The sequence below is a fragment of the Clostridium sp. AM46-21 genome (genome assembly GCF_003480025.1).
GTDB lineage: Bacteria > Bacillota > Clostridia > Lachnospirales > Lachnospiraceae > Coprococcus > Coprococcus ammoniilyticus.
In genome coordinates this window covers 173755-193620 of record NZ_QUIB01000001.1, presented here as the reverse complement: position 1 = coordinate 193620, position 19866 = coordinate 173755, and the positions used below count along the sequence as shown (strand labels likewise).

Here is a 19866-nt window from a genome sequence, read left to right as displayed (position 1 = left end):
TACTTTTATCTTCATATTTGTTACAGAACGCAAATACATCTCTGTAAAAGAAATATAGGGCCCGGTCCATGAAGACCGGACCCCTTGTAAGGTCAAATTAATTACTACAATTTGTCAGTCAATTATGCTAACTCTGCGAAGTACTTAATTGTTCTAACCATCTGGCTTGTGTATGAGTTCTCATTATCATACCATGATACAACCTGAACCTCATATAAGTCATCAGCAATCTTTGATACCATTGTCTGAGTTGAATCAAATAATGAACCATATCTCATACCGATTACATCTGATGAAACGATAGGATCTGTGTTGTAACCGAATGACTCTGATGCAGCAGCCTTCATTGCAGCGTTGATTCCATCAACTGTTACGTCAGCACCCTTAACAACTGCTGTAAGGATTGTTGTTGAACCTGTTGGAACTGGAACTCTCTGAGCTGATCCGATTAACTTACCATTTAACTCTGGGATAACAAGACCGATAGCCTTAGCAGCACCTGTTGAGTTAGGAACGATATTAGCAGCACCTGCTCTTGCTCTTCTTAAGTCTCCCTTTCTGTGTGGTCCGTCAAGAATCATCTGATCGCCTGTGTAAGCGTGGATTGTTGACATGATACCTGACTGGATTGGAGCATAATCATTAAGAGCTTTAGCCATTGGTGCAAGACAGTTTGTTGTACATGAAGCAGCTGAGATAATCTGATCCTCTGCTGTTAATGTATCCTGGTTAACTGAGAATACGATAGTCTTAAGATCATTTCCTGCTGGAGCTGAGATAACAACCTTCTTAGCACCTGCATTGATATGAGCCATTGACTTTTCCTTTGAGCAGTAGAAACCAGTACACTCAAGAACTACATCAACACCAATCTTACCCCAAGGAAGATTGTTTGCATCTGCTTCCTTGTAGATTGTAAGTGTCTTACCATCAACTGTGATTGTGTTAGCCTCATCATCAGCTGAAACTGTATGAAGGTTCTCACCAATCTTACCACAGTAACCACCCTGTGCTGTATCGTACTTGAGAAGATCTGCAAGCATTGAAGGCTTTGTTAAATCGTTGATTGCAACAACTTCATATCCTTCTGCTCCGAACATCTGTCTGAATGCGAGACGACCAATACGTCCAAAACCATTGATTGCTACTTTTACTGCCATTTTTTATTCCTCCTAAGTTTTGAATAATAAAAGTATTTATAATATACTGCAAAGCGCAGTAATTAATCGTGCTATTCACACAACAAAATCATACCTAATTTGTGTGTAAATTTCAAGTCTTTCTCAAAAAAAAATTGTCCAATTCACGCAAAAATAAACAAACACTATATTGCAAAATGTACAAAGAATCAACTTTTTATGATATTTTCATATTTATTTCAACCATTTAACCCTTTTTTCGAAATATTTCACACATGATTCTTGTGTTGCCGATATATACTTCTTTTGTAAGATTTTTCTTATCTTCTGTTTTTATTCACTATTTTTTCCGTTCCTGCAGGTGTGTTTTATTTCCTGACGTGCTATAATAATATCAATTTTCACAATGTTAACATCTAACAGGAGGTTTTTACATATGAAGCTTTGCGATCATCATTTACATTCCGAATTTTCCGATGATTCTGAAACAGAACTTACAGATATTGTTGAACAGGCACTGCACCTCGGCATGTCTGAGATCTGTATTACAGATCATCATGATATTGATTATCCAAAAGACGAGGAAGGTCATACCTTTCTGTTAGATACAGACCGGTATATTTCTGCTGTAAGAAAGTTGCAGAAACAGTACAAGGATAAACTTACGGTCCGCCTCGGTGTCGAACTCGGCCTGATGTCTCATATCGCAGACAAGATCATTGCCTACACAGATAAATATCATGATTTTGACTTTATTATAGGTTCTTCTCATCTTGTATATGGCAAGGATCCCTACTATCCCGCTTACTATGAAGGACGTTCGGAAAAAGAAGCACTGCTGGAATATTTTGAATCCATTCTTGCAAATGTGCAAACCTTTGATAATTATTCCATATACGGTCATCTGGACTATGCCGTCCGTTATTGTCCATCCGGCGAAGCAGCCTTCCGCTTTTCTGATTATGCAGATGTCTTTGAAGCAATTCTGAAAACAATCATCGAACATGGGAAGGGCATCGAGATCAATACCGGAAGCCTGTATAAAAACATGACTTATGCGCATCCTCATCCGTCTATTCTTAAACTCTACAAGGAGTTAGGTGGTGAGATCATCACTGTCGGAAGCGATGCACATATTCCAAAATACATCGGCTATGACTTTGAAACCTATGCCAGAGACATCCTGACCGCCACAGGCTTCCGCTATTACTGCACCTTTGAACAGATGAAGCCTGTATTTCATAAATTATAAGAGGACTAGAATGGAAGTGTCTTGCGTAATAATAGGTGAGTATGTGGCAGAACAATAATATTTTTTTAAATAATAGCATCCACACCAGCGTCATTTTTATTCCTATCGTATGATCTCTTTTATTGTGCCGCCTCCGACGATATAGTCATTTTCGTAAAAAACAACCGCCTGTCCTTTGGTCGCTGCCCGGACCGGTTCGTCAAATACAACACGAACCCTGGCATCATCCAACATATAAATTCTGCATGGCACACCCTTATGTGCATACCGGATCTTTCCGATCACCTGCATACCATCTTCCGGATGCTCGACAGACATAAAGTTCGTTTTATCTGCAATCAGCTCTTTTGAAAATGTATCTGCATTTTCTCCGATCACCACTTCATTTGTCTCCGGGATAATATCCACAACAAATACCGGGTGTCCCATCGCAAGTCCAAGTCCCTTCCGTTGTCCGATCGTATAATGAATTATACCTTTATGTGTACCAAGGACTTTTCCATTCATATCTACAAAATTTCCCGGTACTGCCTTTAAGCCCTCTTCCCGTTCCAGATATCCGGCATAATCACCATCCAGTACAAAACAGATATCCTGACTGTCCGGTTTATTTGCTACCTGGATACCGATATCTGCGGCAATCTGCCGGATCTGTGTCTTATTATATTCTCCAACCGGCATCAACGTCTTTGATAACTGATCCTGTGTCAGATTATAAAGTGCATAGGTCTGATCCTTCTCGATTCCTTTTGCCACGCGTAAGGTATATCTGCCATTTGGAAGCTGTTCCACTCTTGCATAGTGTCCGGTAGCAATGTAGTCTCCACCGATACTTAACGACCTCCTTAACAGCGACTCCCATTTTACATACCGATTACATGCGATACATGGATTCGGAGTTCTTCCGTTCCGGTACTCATCTACAAAATAGTCAATGACGTATTTTCGGAAATCTTCTTTAAAGTTCATTACATAATAAGGAATCTCAAGCTGTGCAGCTACTCTTCTCGCATCATCTACCGCCGACAAGCCACAGCAACCGCCATGCTCACTGATCTGATCTGCATCCTCATCCTGCCAGATCTGCATGGTCACACCGATCACGTTATATCCCTGTTCTTTTAAAAGATATGCGGCTACAGAAGAATCCACGCCTCCTGACATACCGACACATACTGTCTTTTTATCCATCTTATCTTCCTTCCAGCAATTTCTGCTTGCAGTATAGAACCGGATTTCTCCGGCTGTCAAGTATCCAAATACTGTTTAATCTTCCAGTTCTCTCACCATCCGGTCTTCAATATCCTGTACCGGCCTTACAAGTCCCTGAATCTTGATTCCATGCTTTTCTGCATAGTCCCACAAAGCTGCATGCAGTGTTTCTTCTGCAAGCAAAGAACAATGTTCTTTTTCCGGCGGAAGTCCATCCAATGCTTCCATAACCGCTTTATTTGTAAGCTTCATTGCCTCGGCAACTGTTTTTCCTTTAATCATCTCCGTTGCCATGGAACTGGATGCTACTGCAGCTCCACATCCATAGGTCTTAAATTTGCAGTCTATGATCACCTGCTCCTCATTAATTTTCAGATACAACCGCATCATATCCCCGCATTTAGCATTTCCAACCGTACCGACACCGGAGGCATCCTCAATCTCGCCGACATTTCTTGGATTCTGGAAATGATCGATCACTTTATCACTGTACATATCATTCTCCTTCACATTTTGGGAGTTTTATCTCACACATTTCACAATTGCATTCTAATATTCACTCCGACCGAATCTGATCTTTCATTTTTAACAATCTTACTGTATATGATTTTTCTTGACATAATCCTCATATAATGGTGACATATTACGTAGATTTGTAATGATCCGTTTCAGATTATCGACAACCGTATCCATTTCTTCTTTCGTATTCTCATATCCAATGGTTAGTCTCAGTGAACCATGTGCGATCTCATGCGGAAGTCCGATCGCAAGCAGCACATGAGAAGGATCAACCGAACCCGATGTGCAGGCAGAGCCGCTGGATGCACAGATACCCGCCATATCAAGCATGATCAGAATGGATTCTCCCTCCACGAACTGAAAGCTGATATTGACATTATTTGGCAGTCGTTTCTTTGAATGTCCATTCAGTCTGGTATACGGGATCTCCTTCAATATCCGTTCGATCAGATAATCTCTGAGCTCCGTCTCCTTTTTCATCCGTTCTTCCATTTCTGCCATTGCGATCTCACACGCTTTTGCAATACCTACGATTCCCGGTACATTTTCTGTACCGGCTCTGCGTCCTCGCTCCTGCTGGCCACCATGAATAAAGCTCTTTAACTTTAAACCTTTTTTGATATATAAAAAACCAATTCCCTTTGGCCCGTTAAACTTATGTCCGCTCGCACTTAACATATCAATGTTCATTTCATCTACGTGAATCGGGATCTGTCCAAATGCCTGAACTGCATCCGTATGAAACAAAATACCGTGTCTGTGTGCGATCTCTCCAATCTCTTTTATTGGTTCAATCGTTCCAATCTCATTATTTGCAAACATGATCGAGATCAAAAAAGTATCCGGCCGGATGGCCGCCTCAAGTGTATTCAGATCAACCAATCCATTTTCATCTACATCCAGATAAGTTACATCATACCCTCTATTCTGCAGATACTTGCAGGTATGCAGGATAGCATGATGCTCGATTTTTGTTGTAATGATATGTCCCCCATGTACTCCATAGGCTTCTGCCGTACATTTTAATGCCCAGTTATCAGACTCAGAACCACCGGCTGTAAAATAAATCTCTTCCGACTTTGCACCAAGTGCTCCGGCTATCGTCTCTCTTGCCTCTGTCAGTTTATTTTTATTATTTGCCGCAAATCCATAAACACTGGATGGATTTCCGAATTTATCGGTAAAATATGGCAGCATTTCTTTTAAAACGTCCGGATGAACTGCCGTCGTTGCTGCATGATCGAGATAGATCAAATCACTCATTTCATTTCCTTCTTTCTGATTCTTTATGTACCATAGCTATATCCCGAACCGTCGTTTTCTATTGATCCTTTATGAAACATTCTGCTATTTTATAGAATATGCCATTTTATGACAAATGTTCTGCTTATTCCTATACTGTTTTCACAGAATTCTTTAAAGGATCGATAATTTTCTTTTTTGTCTGTAACGCCATAGCGATCGAAAGAATAACACTGACAACCTCCGCAATCGGGAAGGACAACCATACCAGTTCCAGATTCTGGGTTAATTTTGCAAATGCATAAGCAACCGGAAGCAGAACGATCAACTGTCTGGCAAGGGATACGATCAGACTGTACACACCTTTACCAAGTGCCTGGAACATACCGGAGCATACAATACAGATTCCTGCAAACAGGAATGAAATACTCATCGTACGAAGTGCCGGAATACCGATCGCCATCATGTCCTCCTGTGCATCGAATACCTTAAGGATCAATCCCGGAATTACCTGCATCGCAGTCAGACACAAAAGCATGAAACAGATTGCAGCCATCATTGTATATTTAACAGCTTTGAGCATTCGATCCGGTTGTTTTGCTCCGTAATTATATGATACGATAGGGATCATACCATTATTCAGACCAAATACCGGCATAAATGCCATACTCTGTACTTTATAAAAAATACCAAACACTGAAACTGCGATCGGTGTAAATGTAAATAAAATACGATTAAATCCATATGTCATAACTGAACCTACCGCAACCATCGCGATTGAAGGAACAGCAATGGACAAAATTCTGCCGATCACATCTCCCTCCGGCCGAAAGCTTTTAAATGATAACTGGATATCCGGATTTTTTTTCAGATTATAATAGATTGCAAGTAATGCCGCAATACACTGTCCGATAACCGTTGCTATTGCCGCACCTGCAGCACCCATTGCCGGAAGTCCAAAATATCCAAAGATCATAATCGGATCAAGTATAATATTGATAATAGCTCCAAGTGCCTGTGTCTTCATTGTGTAAAGCGTCCGACCTGTCGACTGTAACATACGTTCAAATGTCATCTGTGCAAAGATACCAAAGGAACAGATACAGCAGATACGTCCATAATCTACTCCATAATCAATGATCTTTGCAACATCCGTCTGACTCTTCATAAATGCTTCGATACCAAATAAACCGATCAATAAGAAAATTGCAAATCCAATAAGTTCCAGAAAGATTCCCTGCCTGGCTGCATCATTTGCTTTTTTCTGATTTTTTTCACCAAGGGATTTGGAGATCAATGCATTAAAACCGACACCGAGACCGGAGGTCACTCCGATCATAAGATTCTGTAACGGAAATATCGTCGATACTGCCGTCAGTGCATCCTGATCAAAATGCGATACAAATACACTGTCGACTACATTATAAAGTGCCTGTACTAACATTGAAATTACCATTGGAAGTGATACTGAAATCAACAACTTCCCCATCGGCATGGTTCCCATCTTATTTTCTCTTGCAGTATTTTCTATTCTGCTTTCTTCACACGCATCTGTCATTTTTACATCCTTACTGTCGTCTGTCAATTTTGTGTTGTCAGCTTCTGTTTTTAACAGCTGCTCTTCCTGACTTAATTCTTCTCGTTTCAATTCTTCCTGTTTTTCATACTTACTCATTTGTCTATTCAACCTTATTCTTCTTTTATCTAACTGTCATTTGTCTTTTTCACAACAGTATTTATCATACAGCATTGTTTTTATTGTTTCAACAGAAAAATATGTAATAGGCACACCCTTTTGTGCGTGAAAGAACATTCTCATGTTCTTTCATGCCCCATCTCGCCTGTCGGCTCATTTACACACAAACTGCCGGGTATAAAACCCGGCAGTTCGAAATGTTCATTTTCAATTATAAACTGAATTACTTGTTAGCAAGCTCAGCCTTGATTGCTTCTGTAAGAGCAGGAACGATCTTGTTCAGATCTCCAACAACACCATAATCAGCTACATCAAAGATAGGAGCATCCTCATCCTTGTTGATAGCGATGATGATATCTGACTCTTCCATACCGGCTACATGCTGGATCGCACCTGAAATACCAATTGCGAAGTATACCTGTGGACGAACTGTCTTACCAGTCTGACCAACCTGAAGCTCCTTTGGCTTCCAGCCTGAATCTACAACTGCACGTGAGCATGATACCTGTCCGCCAAGTACTTCTGCAAGATCATCAAGAAGCTTGAAGTTCTCTGCTGAACCAACACCACGACCACCTGAAACAAGGATCTTAGCGTCCATGATATCTTTGATATCTGAAACAGCCTTTGAGATTTCAAGGATCTCAACATACTTGTTGTTTGGAATAAATCCAGGATTGTACTCAATCACTTCTGCCTTCTTGCCAGCTACTCTGTCAAGCTTCTGCATAACGCCCGGACGTACTGTTGCCATCTGAGGACGATTATCAGGACATGCGATTGTAGCGATTGTGTTACCACCGAATGCAGGACGTGTCATAAGAAGCTGATTGTGCTTCTGCTCCTGATTTGGAAGTGCAACAAGAGGGAAATCACCGATTTCAAGTAATGTACAGTCTGCTGTAAGACCTGTAGCTACTCTTGCTGATACTGTAGGACCAAGATCACGACCGATAGCCGTAGCACCAACTAAAACGATCTCTGGCTTGTACTCATTGATAACTGAAGCAAGTGCATGTGCATATGGCTCAGTTCTGTATTCTTTTAATTCTGGATCATCAACAACGATAACTCTGTCTGCACCGTACTCTGCAAGTTCGTCTACAAGACCCTTTACGTCGGAACCGATCAGGACTGCTGTAACCTTTTCATCAAGCTTATCTGCAAGTCTCTTTCCTTCACCGATCAATTCAAATGAAATACCACTTAACTTATTATCTACCTGCTGTGCAAAGACAAATACGCCTTTGTAGTTCTTCATATCTTCTGCGTTCATTGCGCCCATTTTATTCACCACTTTTCCTTTACTATATTAGATTACATGCTTATCTTTTAACTTGCCAACAATATAGCTAACTGCTTCATCTGGAGAATCAGGTACAACCTTCTCGCCTGCACCCTTTCTTACCTTATCGGAAGCCTTTGCAATCTTTGTTGGTGAACCTTTCAGGCCAAGGTTTGAATCATCAACATCTACAAGGTCTGCTCTGCCAAGTGTTGTGATCTCTGCATTAACTGCATCGAAGATTCCACCTGGAGTCATGTATCTAGGCTCATTTAACTCTGAAAGTGCTGTTACAAGGCAAGGCATCTTAGCCTTTAACATATGATATCCATCATCATACTGACGCTTAACGATTACGGAATCTCCGTCAACCTTGATCTCCTGTGCATATGAAATAACTGGAATTCCAAGATGCTCAGCGATCTGTGGTCCAACCTGAGCTGTATCTCCATCGATAGCCTGACGACCTGTAATAATAAGATCATAATCAAGCTTTCTGAGTGCTCCTGCGATTGTTGTTGATGTAGCCCATGTATCAGCTCCACCAAGAACACGATCTGTTACAAGAACGCCCTTGTCAGCGCCCATAGCGATTGCTTCCTGAAGAACATCTGCAGCCTTTGGAAGACCCATTGTAAGAACTGTAACTTCTGCTCCATACTGATCCTTTAATCTAAGTGCAGCTTCAAGACCTGCCTTATCATCAGGGTTCATGATTGTAAGCATTGCTCCTCTGTTTAATGTACCATCTGGGTTAAACTGAACGCCACCCTTTGTATCAGGTACCTGCTTTATACAAACTATAACCTTCACGTTAAGTACCTCCTAATTATTTTAATAAGTTTGCAGAAATAACCATACGCTGAACTTCTGAAGTTCCTTCGTAGATTTCTGTAATCTTAGCATCACGCATCATACGTTCTACATCATACTCTTTGATATAACCATAACCACCGTGTAACTGTACACACTTTGTTGTTACTTCCATAGCTACTTCTGCAGCATACAGCTTAGCCATAGCAGCTTCTACAGAGTATGAAGTCTTGTGATCAGCCTGATACTGCTCTTTCTTCTTAGCTGCCTTGTATACCAGTAACTTAGCTGCTTCAACCTTTGTTGCAAGATCAGCAAGTACAAACTGAGTATTCTGGAACTGAGCGATTGAACGACCAAACTGCTTTCTTTCCTTAACATAGTCGATTGTGATATCAAGAGCACCCTCAGCAATACCAAGAGCCTGAGCTGCGATACCAATACGACCACCATCAAGTGTATGCATTGCAATACCAAATCCCTTGCCCTTCTGTCCGAGAAGTGCATCCTTAGGAATACGACAATCTGTGAAGATAAGTTCATATGTGGATGAACCACAGATACCCATCTTGTTTTCTTTTGTTCCGAATGTAAATCCCGGAGTGCCTTTTTCTACGATAAATGCTGAAATCTCTTTCTGCTTTCTACCACGTTTTTCAATTGTACCTGTAACTGCAATGATAATATATACATCTGCTTCTTTACCATTTGTAATGAAACACTTAGATCCGTTAAGAACCCACTCATCACCATCAAGAACAGCCTTTGTCTGCTGACCCTGTGCATCTGTACCAGCACCCGGCTCTGTAAGACCAAATGCGCCAAGCTTTCTACCGGAAGCAAGATCTGGGAGGTACTTAGCTTTCTGATCTGGTGTACCGTATGTCTGGATTGGATCTACACACAGAGATGTATGTGCGGAAACAATAACACCAGTAGTACCACAAACCTTTGAAAGTTCCTCAACACACATAACATATGTTAAAGGATCACAACCCTGTCCACCATCTTCCTTAGAAACAGGTATTCCTAAGAAACCATACTTTGCCATCTTCTCTACTGTCTCTCTAGGGAATCTGTGATTTTCATCAATTTCCTGAGCAAGAGGCTTTACTTCATTCTGCGCAAATTCTCTGAATAAGTTCTGCGCCATTTCATACTTCTTGTCTAAAGCGAAATCCATTCTATTTCTTCCTCCATAAATATATTTATCAGTCAATTACTGAGCATCAACTGGTGTCTTTGTGCGGTCAGCATTGTATACATAGAATCCCTTACCACTCTTAACACCAAGGTTGCCGCCACGTACCATCTTACGAAGTAATGGACATGCACGATACTTGCTGTCGCCTGTCTCGTTATAGAGTACATCCATAATAGCAAGACAGATATCAAGACCAACGAAATCACCTAATTCAAGAGGTCCCATTGGATGATTTGCACCAAGTTTCATAGCTGAATCGATACCAGCGATATCTGACACACCTTCCATCTTGATAAATGCAGCTTCATTGATCATTGGGATCAGGATTCTGTTTACAACAAATCCGGCAGCTTCATTTACCTGTACAGGTGTCTTACCGATCTCTTCTGAGATCTTAACGATCTTATCAACAGTCTCTGCCGGTGTGTTAACACCTGCGATAACTTCGATAAGCTTCATTCTGTCAGCTGGATTGAAGAAGTGCATACCGATCATAGGACGGGTAAGACCATTTCCAATCTCAGTGATGGAAAGTGAAGATGTATTTGATGCAAATACACACTCTGGCTTACAGATCTTGTCAAGCTCAGAAAATGTTGTCTTCTTAACTTCCATATTCTCGAAAGCAGCCTCTACGATAAGGTCACAATCTGCGCATAAGTCTTCCTTAAGACCTGGAGTGATGCTGGCAAGAATACCATCAACCTTCTCCTGTGTCATCTTTCCTTTTTCAACAAGTCTGGCATAACCTTTAGCGATCTTGTCCTTACCGCCTTCAGCCCATTCCTGCTTAATGTCGCAAAGTGCTACTTCATATCCATCAACCTGAGCGAATGCCTTAGCAATTCCCTGACCCATGGTTCCTGCACCAATAACGCCAACTTTCATTTTAATATCCTCCTAAAAATTATTTTTAAGCAAACATGAGAAATTCATATACGTTTCGTTTGACATGCTCACTTTGGTATATCAAACATTTAGGATGGTTGATTTCGATTTCAAAATAACCACCCTAAACGTCAATATCAAGATTGTTGATTTATTTATTCTGGAAAGGAACAACCTTTAATTTCTTTTCCTTATCTTTCTCAAGGAAGTTGCCCATTCCTGCCTTCTGATCCTCTGTCTCGAAGCAATCGCCGAATAATTTCTCTTCTACAACGATTGCCTGATCCATATCAACCTGTAATCCATCATTGATTGCTTTCTTACAGTTACGAACTGCAATCGGAGCATTTGCTGCAATGATAGAAGCCATCTTCTTAGCTGCCGGTAATAACTCCTCTAATGGATATACAGCATTTACAAGACCGATTCTGTATGCTTCATCAGCTTTGATATTTCTTGCTGTGTAGATCAGCTGCTTTGCCATTCCTGCACCTACAAGACGGGCAAGTCTCTGGGTTCCACCAAATCCAGGTGTGATTCCAAGGCCAACTTCAGGCTGACCAAATACTGCGTTCTCAGAACAGATTCTGATATCACAGCTCATGGAGATCTCACATCCACCACCAAGTGCAAATCCATTTACGGCTGCGATTACAGGGATTGGGAATGTCTCGATCATTCGGAATACGTCATTACCCTTTTTACCGAAAGCTTCGCCTTCAGCCTTTGTAAGTGTTGACATCTCTCCGATATCTGCACCTGCTACAAATGATTTCTCTCCTGCACCGGTAAGTACAAGACATCTTGTTGTATTCAGGTCAACAGCTTTGAATGTTGCATCCAGTTCTTCAAGAACTGTGCTGTTTAATGCGTTTAATGCCTTTGGACGATTAATAGTGATAACACCAACAAATCCGTCCTGTTCATATGTTACAAATTCCATCGTTTATCTCCTTATATAGAAATGTAATATGGTTTTTCAGCCGACCGGATTAGTCTTCGATCTTAACAACTGTTGAGCAGCCCATACCACCGCCGATACAAAGTGTAGCAAGACCTGTCTTAGCACCCTTTGCCTGCATCTCATGAAGAAGTGTAACAAGGATACGGCATCCTGAAGCTCCTACTGGATGTCCAAGTGCGATTGCACCACCATTTGGGTTAACCTGCTTGTCAACATCAAATCCAAGATCCTTAGCTACTGCAACTGACTGAGCTGCAAATGCTTCGTTTGCTTCGATGATATCGAAATCTTCGATCTTAAGACCTGTCTTAGCCATTACCTTCTTTGTTGAAGCAACTGGTCCGATACCCATGATAGATGGATCAACACCACCAAGAGCACCTGCTACCCATGTAGCCATTGGCTTAACACCAAGTTCTTTAGCCTTTTCTTCGCTCATAACAACGATAGCTGCTGCACCATCATTGATACCTGAAGCATTACCTGCTGTTACGAAACCATTTGGATTGATAGTTCTGAGTCTTGAAAGTGTCTCAACTGTTGTACCAGGTCTTGGTCCCTCATCCTTCTTGAACTCAACCATCTCTTTTTTCTTCTTAACCATAACTGGAACGATCTCTGCGTCAAATGCACCTGACTCCTGAGCTGCTACAGCCTTCTGCTGGCTCTTTGCTGCAAACTCATCAAGTTCTTCACGAGTAAGTCCCCACTGCTCACAGATGTTATCAGCAGTCTTGATCATATGGTAATCATTGAATGCATCCCAAAGAGCATCATGTACCATTGTATCTACAAGTTTACCATCATTCATTCTGTATCCGAAACGTCCCTGCATTACAGCATATGGAGCCATTGACATGTTTTCCATACCACCTGCTACAACGATATCAGCATCTCCTGCTTCGATCATCTGAGCAGCCATATTTACACAGTTCAGACCTGAACCACAAACAACGTTAACTGTAACAGCAGTTGTCTCAATTGGAAGACCAGCTTTGATTGATGCCTGACGTGCAACATTCTGTCCAAGACCTGCCTGGATTACACAACCCATATATACATGATCTACCTGATCTGCAGGAACTCCTGCTCTGTTTAAAGCTTCCTTGATAACGATTGAACCAAGTACTGGAGCTGGTGTTGTACTTAATGATCCGCCCATAGTACCGATAGCTGTACGGCATGCGCCTGCTAATACAATTTTCTTTGCCATAATAATGAAATCCTCCGTATTTTTTTATAATGTAAGTGTTATATCATGGTACATTCATGCTGTAAATGGCACAATAATGACCATTATTGACATAACAGCACACTTTCTGGCTACATTCTAGCACAAAAGAAAGTACCACGCAACCAAAAATGAAATGCACGCATTAGAAATCATTATTTTTTCATTTCTGGTTATTTTCTTAATTTTATATAAAATATCAGTGTTTTTTCTTTCCTGTTTTCTGTTTTTGATATTTTTTATCATTTTGTCCTGCAGGTTTTCCGGTTCTGCTGTTTCTGTTATCCTGCCCGAATTTATAACTTCCTGAATTTTTACCGGATTTATCCTGTTTTCTATGATTACTGTTCTTGTTATTCTGATTCCGTGTTGCCTGTCCTGACGGATTCTTTTTATGGACATCTTTATGTCCCGAAGTATTCCTATCCATCTTTCTTGGAGTTATCAGACAATGCTTTTCGAATCCGATCAGATCTGTCCGCCCCGCCTTTATCAGAGCTTCTTTTACCAGATCATAATTCTCCGGTCTTCTGTACTGGATCAGTGCACGCTGCATTGCCTTTTCATGTGGATCTCTCGCCACATATACCGGTTCCATCGTTCGCGGGTCTACCCCTGTGTAATACATACAGGTCGAGATTGTCGATGGTGTTGGATAAAAGTCCTGTACCTGCTCCGGCATATATCCGATATCACGGATGTATTCTGCCAGCGCGACTGCATCTTTTAAAGTAGAACCCGGATGTGATGACATCAGATACGGTACTGCATATTGTTTCAACCCATACTGTTCATTGATTTTCTCATATTTTTTTATAAATGTCTCATATACCTGATTGGATGGTTTTCCCATGTACTTCAGAACATTATCTGAGATATGCTCCGGTGCAACTCTTAACTGTCCACTGACATGATACTGGCAAAGCTCCCGTAAAAAGGTATCATCATGATCTGCAAGCAGATAATCAAATCGTATACCGGATCTTACAAATACCTTCTTCACACCGGGTATCTGTCTTAATTTACGGAGCAGTTCAACATAATCTTTATGACTGGCATTCAGGTTCTGACATGGTTTTGGAAACAGACATTGTTTATTCTGACACACACCATATTTCATCTGTTTTTCACAAGACGGATGTCTGAAATTCGCTGTAGGTCCTCCAACATCATGAATATATCCTTTAAACTCCGGATCTTTCGTCATGTGCTTTGCTTCTTCAATGATTGATTCATGGCTTCTGGTCTGAACAATCCTGCCCTGATGAAAAGTTAGTGCACAGAAGTTGCATCCGCCAAAGCATCCACGGTTGCTTGCCAGACTGAACTTCACCTCTGCTATAGCCGGGATTCCCCCATCCTTTTCATACATTGGATGATAGGTGTTCATGTAATCATACCCATATACGTCATCCATCTCCATCTGCGTGAGTGGATATGCCGCAGGATTCTGAACAACATATCCCCGGTTGCCATATCCTTCCACCAGCACTTTTCCGGAATATGGATCTGTATTGATATACTGTGTATAAAAGCTTTCTGCATATTTTAAACGATCTTCCTGAAGTGCTGCATAATCAGGCAGGATCACCGGAGTTTCTACACCGGACAGATCTTTTGTCTTGTAGACTGTGCCTCTGATAAATGTGATATCCCTGACATCTATTCCGCTGTCTAACGCATCTGCAATCTCAACCATGCTGTGTTCGCCCATGCCATAGGAAATCAGATCTGCCTGTGAATCGATCAGAATTGAATGCTTTAATTTGTTCGACCAGTAATCATAGTGTGCAAGTCTTCTGAGACTTGCTTCAATCCCACCAATAATGATCGGAACATCCTTATACGTTCTACGGATCAGATTGCAATATACACTGTTGCATAATCCGGTCTCAGCCCCATCTTTCCACCGGGAGAATAGGAATCCATACTTCTGTGTTTTTTTGAAACAGTATAATGATTGACCATAGAATCCATATTGCCACCGGAAACCAGAAAACCAAGTCTTGGTCTGCCGAATACATCTATACTCTTATCATCTTTCCAATCCGGCTGTGGAATCATACAGATCTTATATCCATGTGCTTCCAAAACTCTGCTGATAATTGCCGGACCAAAAGAAGGATGGTCCACATAAGCGTCTCCGGTAATAAACACAAAGTCCGGCTGTTCCCATCCTCTTTCTATCATATCTTTTTTATTCACCGGCAGAAAATTATGTGTATTTGTCATTTTCTTTTCTCTGCTTTCTATGCTTCTTCTTTTCTTGCTGCAATATCAACCGACATACCGGCACCAAGTGCAACTGCTTCTAACGCTTTATCCGAAACATACGTATCAATTCCCGTTTTTTCCTTGATCAGTTTATCCATTCCATACATCAGGCTGCCACCACCGGTCAGAACAATTCCATTTACCGATATATCCGCGACCAGCTCCGGCGGAGCCGTCTCAAGTACCCCATGAATTGCCGTCAAAATATGAGAAGTTGTATCTGCAAATGCTTCTATTGTCTCATTTGCGGTGATCGTGATCGCCTTTGGAAGTCCCTTGATCAGATCTCTTCCCTTTACAACATAGGTGATGTCCTCCGGCCTCTCATAGACCGATCCTACCGCTATCTTTGCTTTCTCCGCAGTCTGTTCTCCGATCAGAAGATTATACTTTCTTCTGATATAACGGATCATCGATGCATTGTAATCATCACCCGCTGCTTTGATCGACTGACTTTCAACTGCTCCACCAAGTGATATAACCGCAATATCCGTTGTACCTCCTCCGATATCTACGACCATATTTCCTTTCGCTTCTTCAATATCAACAGCAGCACCGATTGCTGCCGCAAGCGGTTCTTCCATAACATAGACACTTTTTGCACCCGTCCTGTAGACCGCATCCTCGACCGCTCTTCGTTCAACCTCCGTTACCCCACTCGGAACGCAGACACAGATTTTCGGTCTGCCAACTCCGGTCCGTTTCTCCATCGCGCTACGGATAAATACTTTTAACATTCGCTCTGTAACGGTATAATCTGAAACAACTCCCTTTACAAGCGGTCTTACGACCTCGATTGACTCCGGTGTCTTTCCGATCATCTTCTTCGCTTTATTTCCAATCGCAATAATGCGCTTTGAGTTTTTTTCATATGCTACAACAGATGGCTGGTTGATGACTACTCCACGACCTTTAACATATACCAGCACATTTGAGGTTCCCAAATCTACTCCAATATCCATACTATCTTATATCTCCTTAAAGTTAACAACTATAAGAAACAAATTTTTGTTTGTTTCTAAAGTTATCGCGGCAGTTGTCAAAATCTACTTTAAATACAAATCTTGCCTCATCACCGCACAAAAAAGTGCCAAGTTTACAATAATAAATATTATAAACATTGGCACCATTTTTTTCAACCAAAATATAAGCTGGAAAATACAATCATACGACTGCTATTTTTCTTTCTTATTTTATATCCGTCTTCATAACTTTCTTTGCTTCTGCATTTCTTGCATCTGCACGTTCGATTGCTTCATCGATAGCTGTCAATAATCTGTCAATATTACCAGATTCCATTGCCATAAGTACATTTTTAATATTGCCATCAATACCATCTTCATACTTATAACCTTTTTCAATGATATATTCTTTGGCAATGACGATCAAATCTTCTTCCTTGATCTGATCGAAATATACTCTGTTATTGAAACTTCTCGCCTGTGTCATATTATCTGCAAGCATCTTGCTGAGTGCAACTTTTTCACCGGTAAGAATAACTTTTACATCATTCTTTTCTGTGGAACAAAGATCAACCATTTCTTTGAAACGCTCCGGTGTGATCAATCCGGCACTCTCAACGATCAGGCAGCCACCCTTCAGTTTTGTAACTGCACCTGCAAGTTTACCACTGTTGATTACTTTTGCCTTTACCTTTGCCTTTGCAGGAGATGTACAGAAGCCAAGGTCATAATAGCACTCTGCAAAATCTTCTCCGATTTTGGCAGAACCAAATCCATGTAATCCAAGGATTACCAGGTTCTTTGACCTCTTTGGATCAACCTTCATAGCCTGAAGAACATTTACAATCTGTGCTCCCGCAGGATTTACACACAGATATTTATACAGATATTTTGCTTCTGCAGGTAATGCTTTCTTCATTTCCTGATTGATCTCACTCTGTTCTGCTTCTACAGCAGCTTCATCTGTTGCTTCTAATGAAACATCAATCTTTGCAGCTTCATCCAGTTTTCCGGCTTTCAAGAGTTCCGCCTGTTTTCTTGCTTCCTCTTCCTTCTTAACTGCTTTTTCAAGCACTTTTGCTGCCGCTGCAGCTCTGCTTGTAACTTCTTCTAACTGCTTCTTTGTACTGATTTCTTCTTTTAACAGAGAATCAAGATCACGTTTCTTCTTTTCTTCTGCTTTCTTAACTGCTTCTTCATCTGCAGCTTTTCTAGCTACAATACGTTCTGCCTGTTCCGTCTTAAGATCCGCAATCTTCTTCTTTAATTCTTCTTCTTTCTTCTTTGCAGCATCCAGCAACTTCTTTGCAGCTTCTTCTGCCTTCTTCCGGGAATCAGCAGCTTCTTTTTCTGCCGTCATTGCAGCAGACTGAACCTTTTCAAGTTCTGCAGCCTCTCCTGTTGCATATTTTTCTTCCTCATCTGCAAGGAATTTCTCATGCGCATCATCTCTGGCTTTCTTTTCTTTTTCCAGATTATCTTTACCATCTGCTGCAGTCTTTTCGGCATTCTGGATCTCAACTTCTTCTTCGATCTTAGCCTTTTCCAGAATCTGTTCAGCTTCTTCCTCTGCATTTTCAGCCTTTGAAAGCAGATCTTCCGCTTCAACTACCGACTTCTTTGCAGCATCCAAAGCCTGCTGTGCCTCTGCCTTTGCAGCCTTGAAGGATTCTACATTCTTCTTTGTTTCTGCAATATCTGCATTTGTAGTCTTCTTCTCTTCATTAAGCGTATCAATTTCAGACTGATGCTTCTTCTTATCAGCCTCGCCCTTGGAAATTCTGGTTTCAGCCGCTGCCTTTGCAGATCTTGCCTCCTCCAGTTTCTTTAATGCTTCTGCTTCTTTTGCTTCTGCATCCTTTAAAGCTTTCTTTGCTGTATCTATTGCTTTTGCTGCAGAATCATTATTGTTCATTGCAGTCTTTAACTTGGTCTCACTTTCAGCAAGTTTATTTTCAAGTCCTGCAAGCGCCTTCAATGACTCAGATTCCATCTCAGTTGTATTCTTAAGATTCGATGCTGCCTCTTCTTCTGCTTTCTTTGAATCTGTAAAGATAACGCCAGCGCGCTGCTTGTTCTGTTCTGCATCATCCATCAGCTTCTTAGCTTTGTCATTCTGCTTTTCTTTCTTCTTCTTAGCAGCTTCAATTGCTTTCTTCTTATCTTCCTCAAGCTTGGTTGATGATGTTTCAGCATCTTTACATGCTTTCGCATATTCAGCTTCATGCTTCTCGATATTTGCCTTCTTTGCATCTGCCAGCTTCTTGATCGCTGCATCTGCAACAGCCTGCGCATCATTGATGATCTTTGTCTTAATGGTTTCAGGATCGCATTCCTTCAATACCTTATCAGACTCATTCTGTGCCTTTTTGTTTGTATCCTCAATCTCTTTCTTGATCGAAGTTACCTTTGAATCCAGCTCTGCATCTTCTTTTGCAAGGAGTTCTTCATCTGCCTTCTTCTTTGCATCAAATTCAGCCTTTACCTTGTCATCATAAGCAGCCTTCTTCTTTGCACATTCTTCCAGTTGAAGTTTTAATTCTTTTTCTTCTTTCTCTGAATCTGCAATGGTCTTCTGAGCGGTCTCAACAACATTCTTTGCGTCCTGTGCTTTCCGTTCAGCCAGTTCGATTGCCTGCTTCTTCTTTGTTTCAGCCTCGATCTTTGCTTTTTCTACAGCAGCTTTCTTGCGGGCTTCCTCTACTTTCTTACGGTTTTCTTCTTCTGCAGCTTTACGCTTGGCTTCTTCCTCTGCTTTCTTCTTAGCTTCCTCTTCTGCCTTCTTCTTAGCTTCCTCTTCTGCTTTCTTCCTAGCTTCCTCTTCTGCCTTGATCCGTGCTGCTTCTTCTTCACTTGTCTCATCTATATTTGACAGATTCTTAATGCCGGCACCAAGGAAATCATCATCATCGTCATCATCATCTATATCATACATGGACGAAACATCAGATGCGTTTTTGTTTCTGTCAGGTAAAATACTGAACAAGTCGCCATTTTTATCATTACCCTTTGGTGTCTTTACTTCTTTTACCTCAACATTCTTTCCTGGTGTCCATTCTGCATCATCTGCAGCAACAGAAGACATATCATCCTCATCAAAACGTACAGAATCATCTGTAAGTGTCTGTTTCTCTGTTTCACCAACTTTACTAGGTGAAAGGGAATCATCCACCTTACCTTTAATA

Annotated in this window: 14 protein-coding genes and 1 pseudogene; 1 reads left to right on the top strand and 14 read right to left on the bottom strand. The window is 41.1% G+C overall.

The window, feature by feature from the left end; translation table 11 throughout:
* Window positions 1-122 precede the first annotated feature (122 nt).
* Window positions 123-1160, bottom strand: a complete 1038-nt coding sequence (gap, locus tag DW959_RS00920) for a type I glyceraldehyde-3-phosphate dehydrogenase (protein WP_021943780.1) — start codon at window positions 1158-1160, stop codon at window positions 123-125.
* A gap of 415 nt (window positions 1161-1575) precedes the next feature.
* Between gap and DW959_RS00915 the strand changes: the two genes are divergently transcribed.
* Window positions 1576-2391 (top strand): histidinol-phosphatase HisJ family protein, encoded by an 816-nt coding sequence (locus tag DW959_RS00915; protein WP_118614968.1) that lies wholly within the window; start codon window positions 1576-1578, stop codon window positions 2389-2391.
* A gap of 102 nt (window positions 2392-2493) precedes the next feature.
* On the opposite strand, the gene mnmA is transcribed toward DW959_RS00915, so the two are convergent.
* The 13 genes and pseudogenes from mnmA to DW959_RS00850 all read right to left on the bottom strand — a co-directional run bounded on the left by mnmA (window position 2494) and on the right by DW959_RS00850 (window position 19853).
* The gene (gene mnmA / locus DW959_RS00910) at window positions 2494-3582 is read right to left on the bottom strand and encodes a tRNA 2-thiouridine(34) synthase MnmA (protein WP_021943778.1); all 1089 of its coding nucleotides are present in this window, start codon (window positions 3580-3582) and stop codon (window positions 2494-2496) included.
* A gap of 75 nt (window positions 3583-3657) precedes the next feature.
* Entirely contained in the window at window positions 3658-4098 is a 441-nt protein-coding gene (nifU, locus tag DW959_RS00905) for a Fe-S cluster assembly scaffold protein NifU (protein ID WP_021943777.1), read from the bottom strand.
* A gap of 99 nt (window positions 4099-4197) precedes the next feature.
* The gene (gene nifS / locus DW959_RS00900; RefSeq protein ID WP_117807628.1) at window positions 4198-5385 is read right to left on the bottom strand and encodes a cysteine desulfurase NifS; all 1188 of its coding nucleotides are present in this window, start codon (window positions 5383-5385) and stop codon (window positions 4198-4200) included.
* A gap of 130 nt (window positions 5386-5515) precedes the next feature.
* Window positions 5516-7039, bottom strand: a complete 1524-nt coding sequence (locus DW959_RS00895) for an MATE family efflux transporter (protein WP_118614965.1) — start codon at window positions 7037-7039, stop codon at window positions 5516-5518.
* A gap of 244 nt (window positions 7040-7283) precedes the next feature.
* Window positions 7284-8345: an electron transfer flavoprotein subunit alpha/FixB family protein gene (locus tag DW959_RS00890; protein WP_118614962.1), complete on the bottom strand. Its 1062-nt coding sequence runs from the start codon at window positions 8343-8345 to the stop codon at window positions 7284-7286.
* Window positions 8346-8372: 27 nt separating this feature from the next.
* On the bottom strand, window positions 8373-9158 hold the full coding sequence (locus DW959_RS00885; RefSeq protein ID WP_008400713.1) for an electron transfer flavoprotein subunit beta/FixA family protein: 786 nt from the start codon (window positions 9156-9158) through the stop codon (window positions 8373-8375).
* Between the two features lie 16 nt (window positions 9159-9174).
* Window positions 9175-10341: an acyl-CoA dehydrogenase gene (locus DW959_RS00880; RefSeq protein WP_008400712.1), complete on the bottom strand. Its 1167-nt coding sequence runs from the start codon at window positions 10339-10341 to the stop codon at window positions 9175-9177.
* 36 nt (window positions 10342-10377) lie between these two features.
* Complete coding sequence (locus DW959_RS00875; RefSeq protein WP_117822690.1) at window positions 10378-11250, bottom strand: 3-hydroxyacyl-CoA dehydrogenase NAD-binding domain-containing protein; 873 nt, start codon at window positions 11248-11250, stop codon at window positions 10378-10380.
* 151 nt (window positions 11251-11401) lie between these two features.
* Window positions 11402-12193 carry an enoyl-CoA hydratase-related protein gene (locus DW959_RS00870; RefSeq protein WP_008400710.1) on the bottom strand — a complete coding sequence of 264 codons (792 nt, stop codon included), beginning with the start codon at window positions 12191-12193 and terminating at the stop codon, window positions 11402-11404.
* Window positions 12194-12242: 49 nt separating this feature from the next.
* Complete coding sequence (locus tag DW959_RS00865; RefSeq protein WP_008400709.1) at window positions 12243-13427, bottom strand: acetyl-CoA C-acetyltransferase; 1185 nt, start codon at window positions 13425-13427, stop codon at window positions 12243-12245.
* 217 nt (window positions 13428-13644) lie between these two features.
* Window positions 13645-15677, bottom strand: a pseudogene (locus tag DW959_RS00860) (YgiQ family radical SAM protein).
* Window positions 15678-15694: 17 nt separating this feature from the next.
* Window positions 15695-16681 carry a rod shape-determining protein gene (locus DW959_RS00855; protein ID WP_021943771.1) on the bottom strand — a complete coding sequence of 329 codons (987 nt, stop codon included), beginning with the start codon at window positions 16679-16681 and terminating at the stop codon, window positions 15695-15697.
* A gap of 226 nt (window positions 16682-16907) precedes the next feature.
* A complete protein-coding gene (locus DW959_RS00850; protein ID WP_118614959.1) occupies window positions 16908-19853 on the bottom strand; it encodes a hypothetical protein in 2946 nt (981 codons plus the stop codon).
* Between the last annotated feature and the right edge of the window lie 13 nt (window positions 19854-19866).

Bases quoted from the DNA above. Each gene is read 5' to 3' on its own strand.
- DW959_RS00915 (WP_118614968.1), top strand. From the start codon at position 1,576: ATGAAGCTTTGCGATCATCATTTACATTCCGAATTTTCCGATGATTCT.
- DW959_RS00895 (WP_118614965.1), bottom strand. From the start codon at position 7,039: ATGAGTAAGTATGAAAAACAGGAAGAATTGAAACGAGAAGAATTAAGT.
- DW959_RS00865 (WP_008400709.1), bottom strand. From the start codon at position 13,427: ATGGCAAAGAAAATTGTATTAGCAGGCGCATGCCGTACAGCTATCGGT.
- DW959_RS00870 (WP_008400710.1), bottom strand. From the start codon at position 12,193: ATGGAATTTGTAACATATGAACAGGACGGATTTGTTGGTGTTATCACT.
- DW959_RS00890 (WP_118614962.1), bottom strand. From the start codon at position 8,345: ATGGGCGCAATGAACGCAGAAGATATGAAGAACTACAAAGGCGTATTT.
- gap (WP_021943780.1), bottom strand. From the start codon at position 1,160: ATGGCAGTAAAAGTAGCAATCAATGGTTTTGGACGTATTGGTCGTCTC.
- mnmA (WP_021943778.1), bottom strand. From the start codon at position 3,582: ATGGATAAAAAGACAGTATGTGTCGGTATGTCAGGAGGCGTGGATTCT.
- nifU (WP_021943777.1), bottom strand. From the start codon at position 4,098: ATGTACAGTGATAAAGTGATCGATCATTTCCAGAATCCAAGAAATGTC.
- DW959_RS00880 (WP_008400712.1), bottom strand. From the start codon at position 10,341: ATGGATTTCGCTTTAGACAAGAAGTATGAAATGGCGCAGAACTTATTC.
- DW959_RS00855 (WP_021943771.1), bottom strand. From the start codon at position 16,681: ATGGATATTGGAGTAGATTTGGGAACCTCAAATGTGCTGGTATATGTT.
- nifS (WP_117807628.1), bottom strand. From the start codon at position 5,385: ATGAGTGATTTGATCTATCTCGATCATGCAGCAACGACGGCAGTTCAT.
- DW959_RS00875 (WP_117822690.1), bottom strand. From the start codon at position 11,250: ATGAAAGTTGGCGTTATTGGTGCAGGAACCATGGGTCAGGGAATTGCT.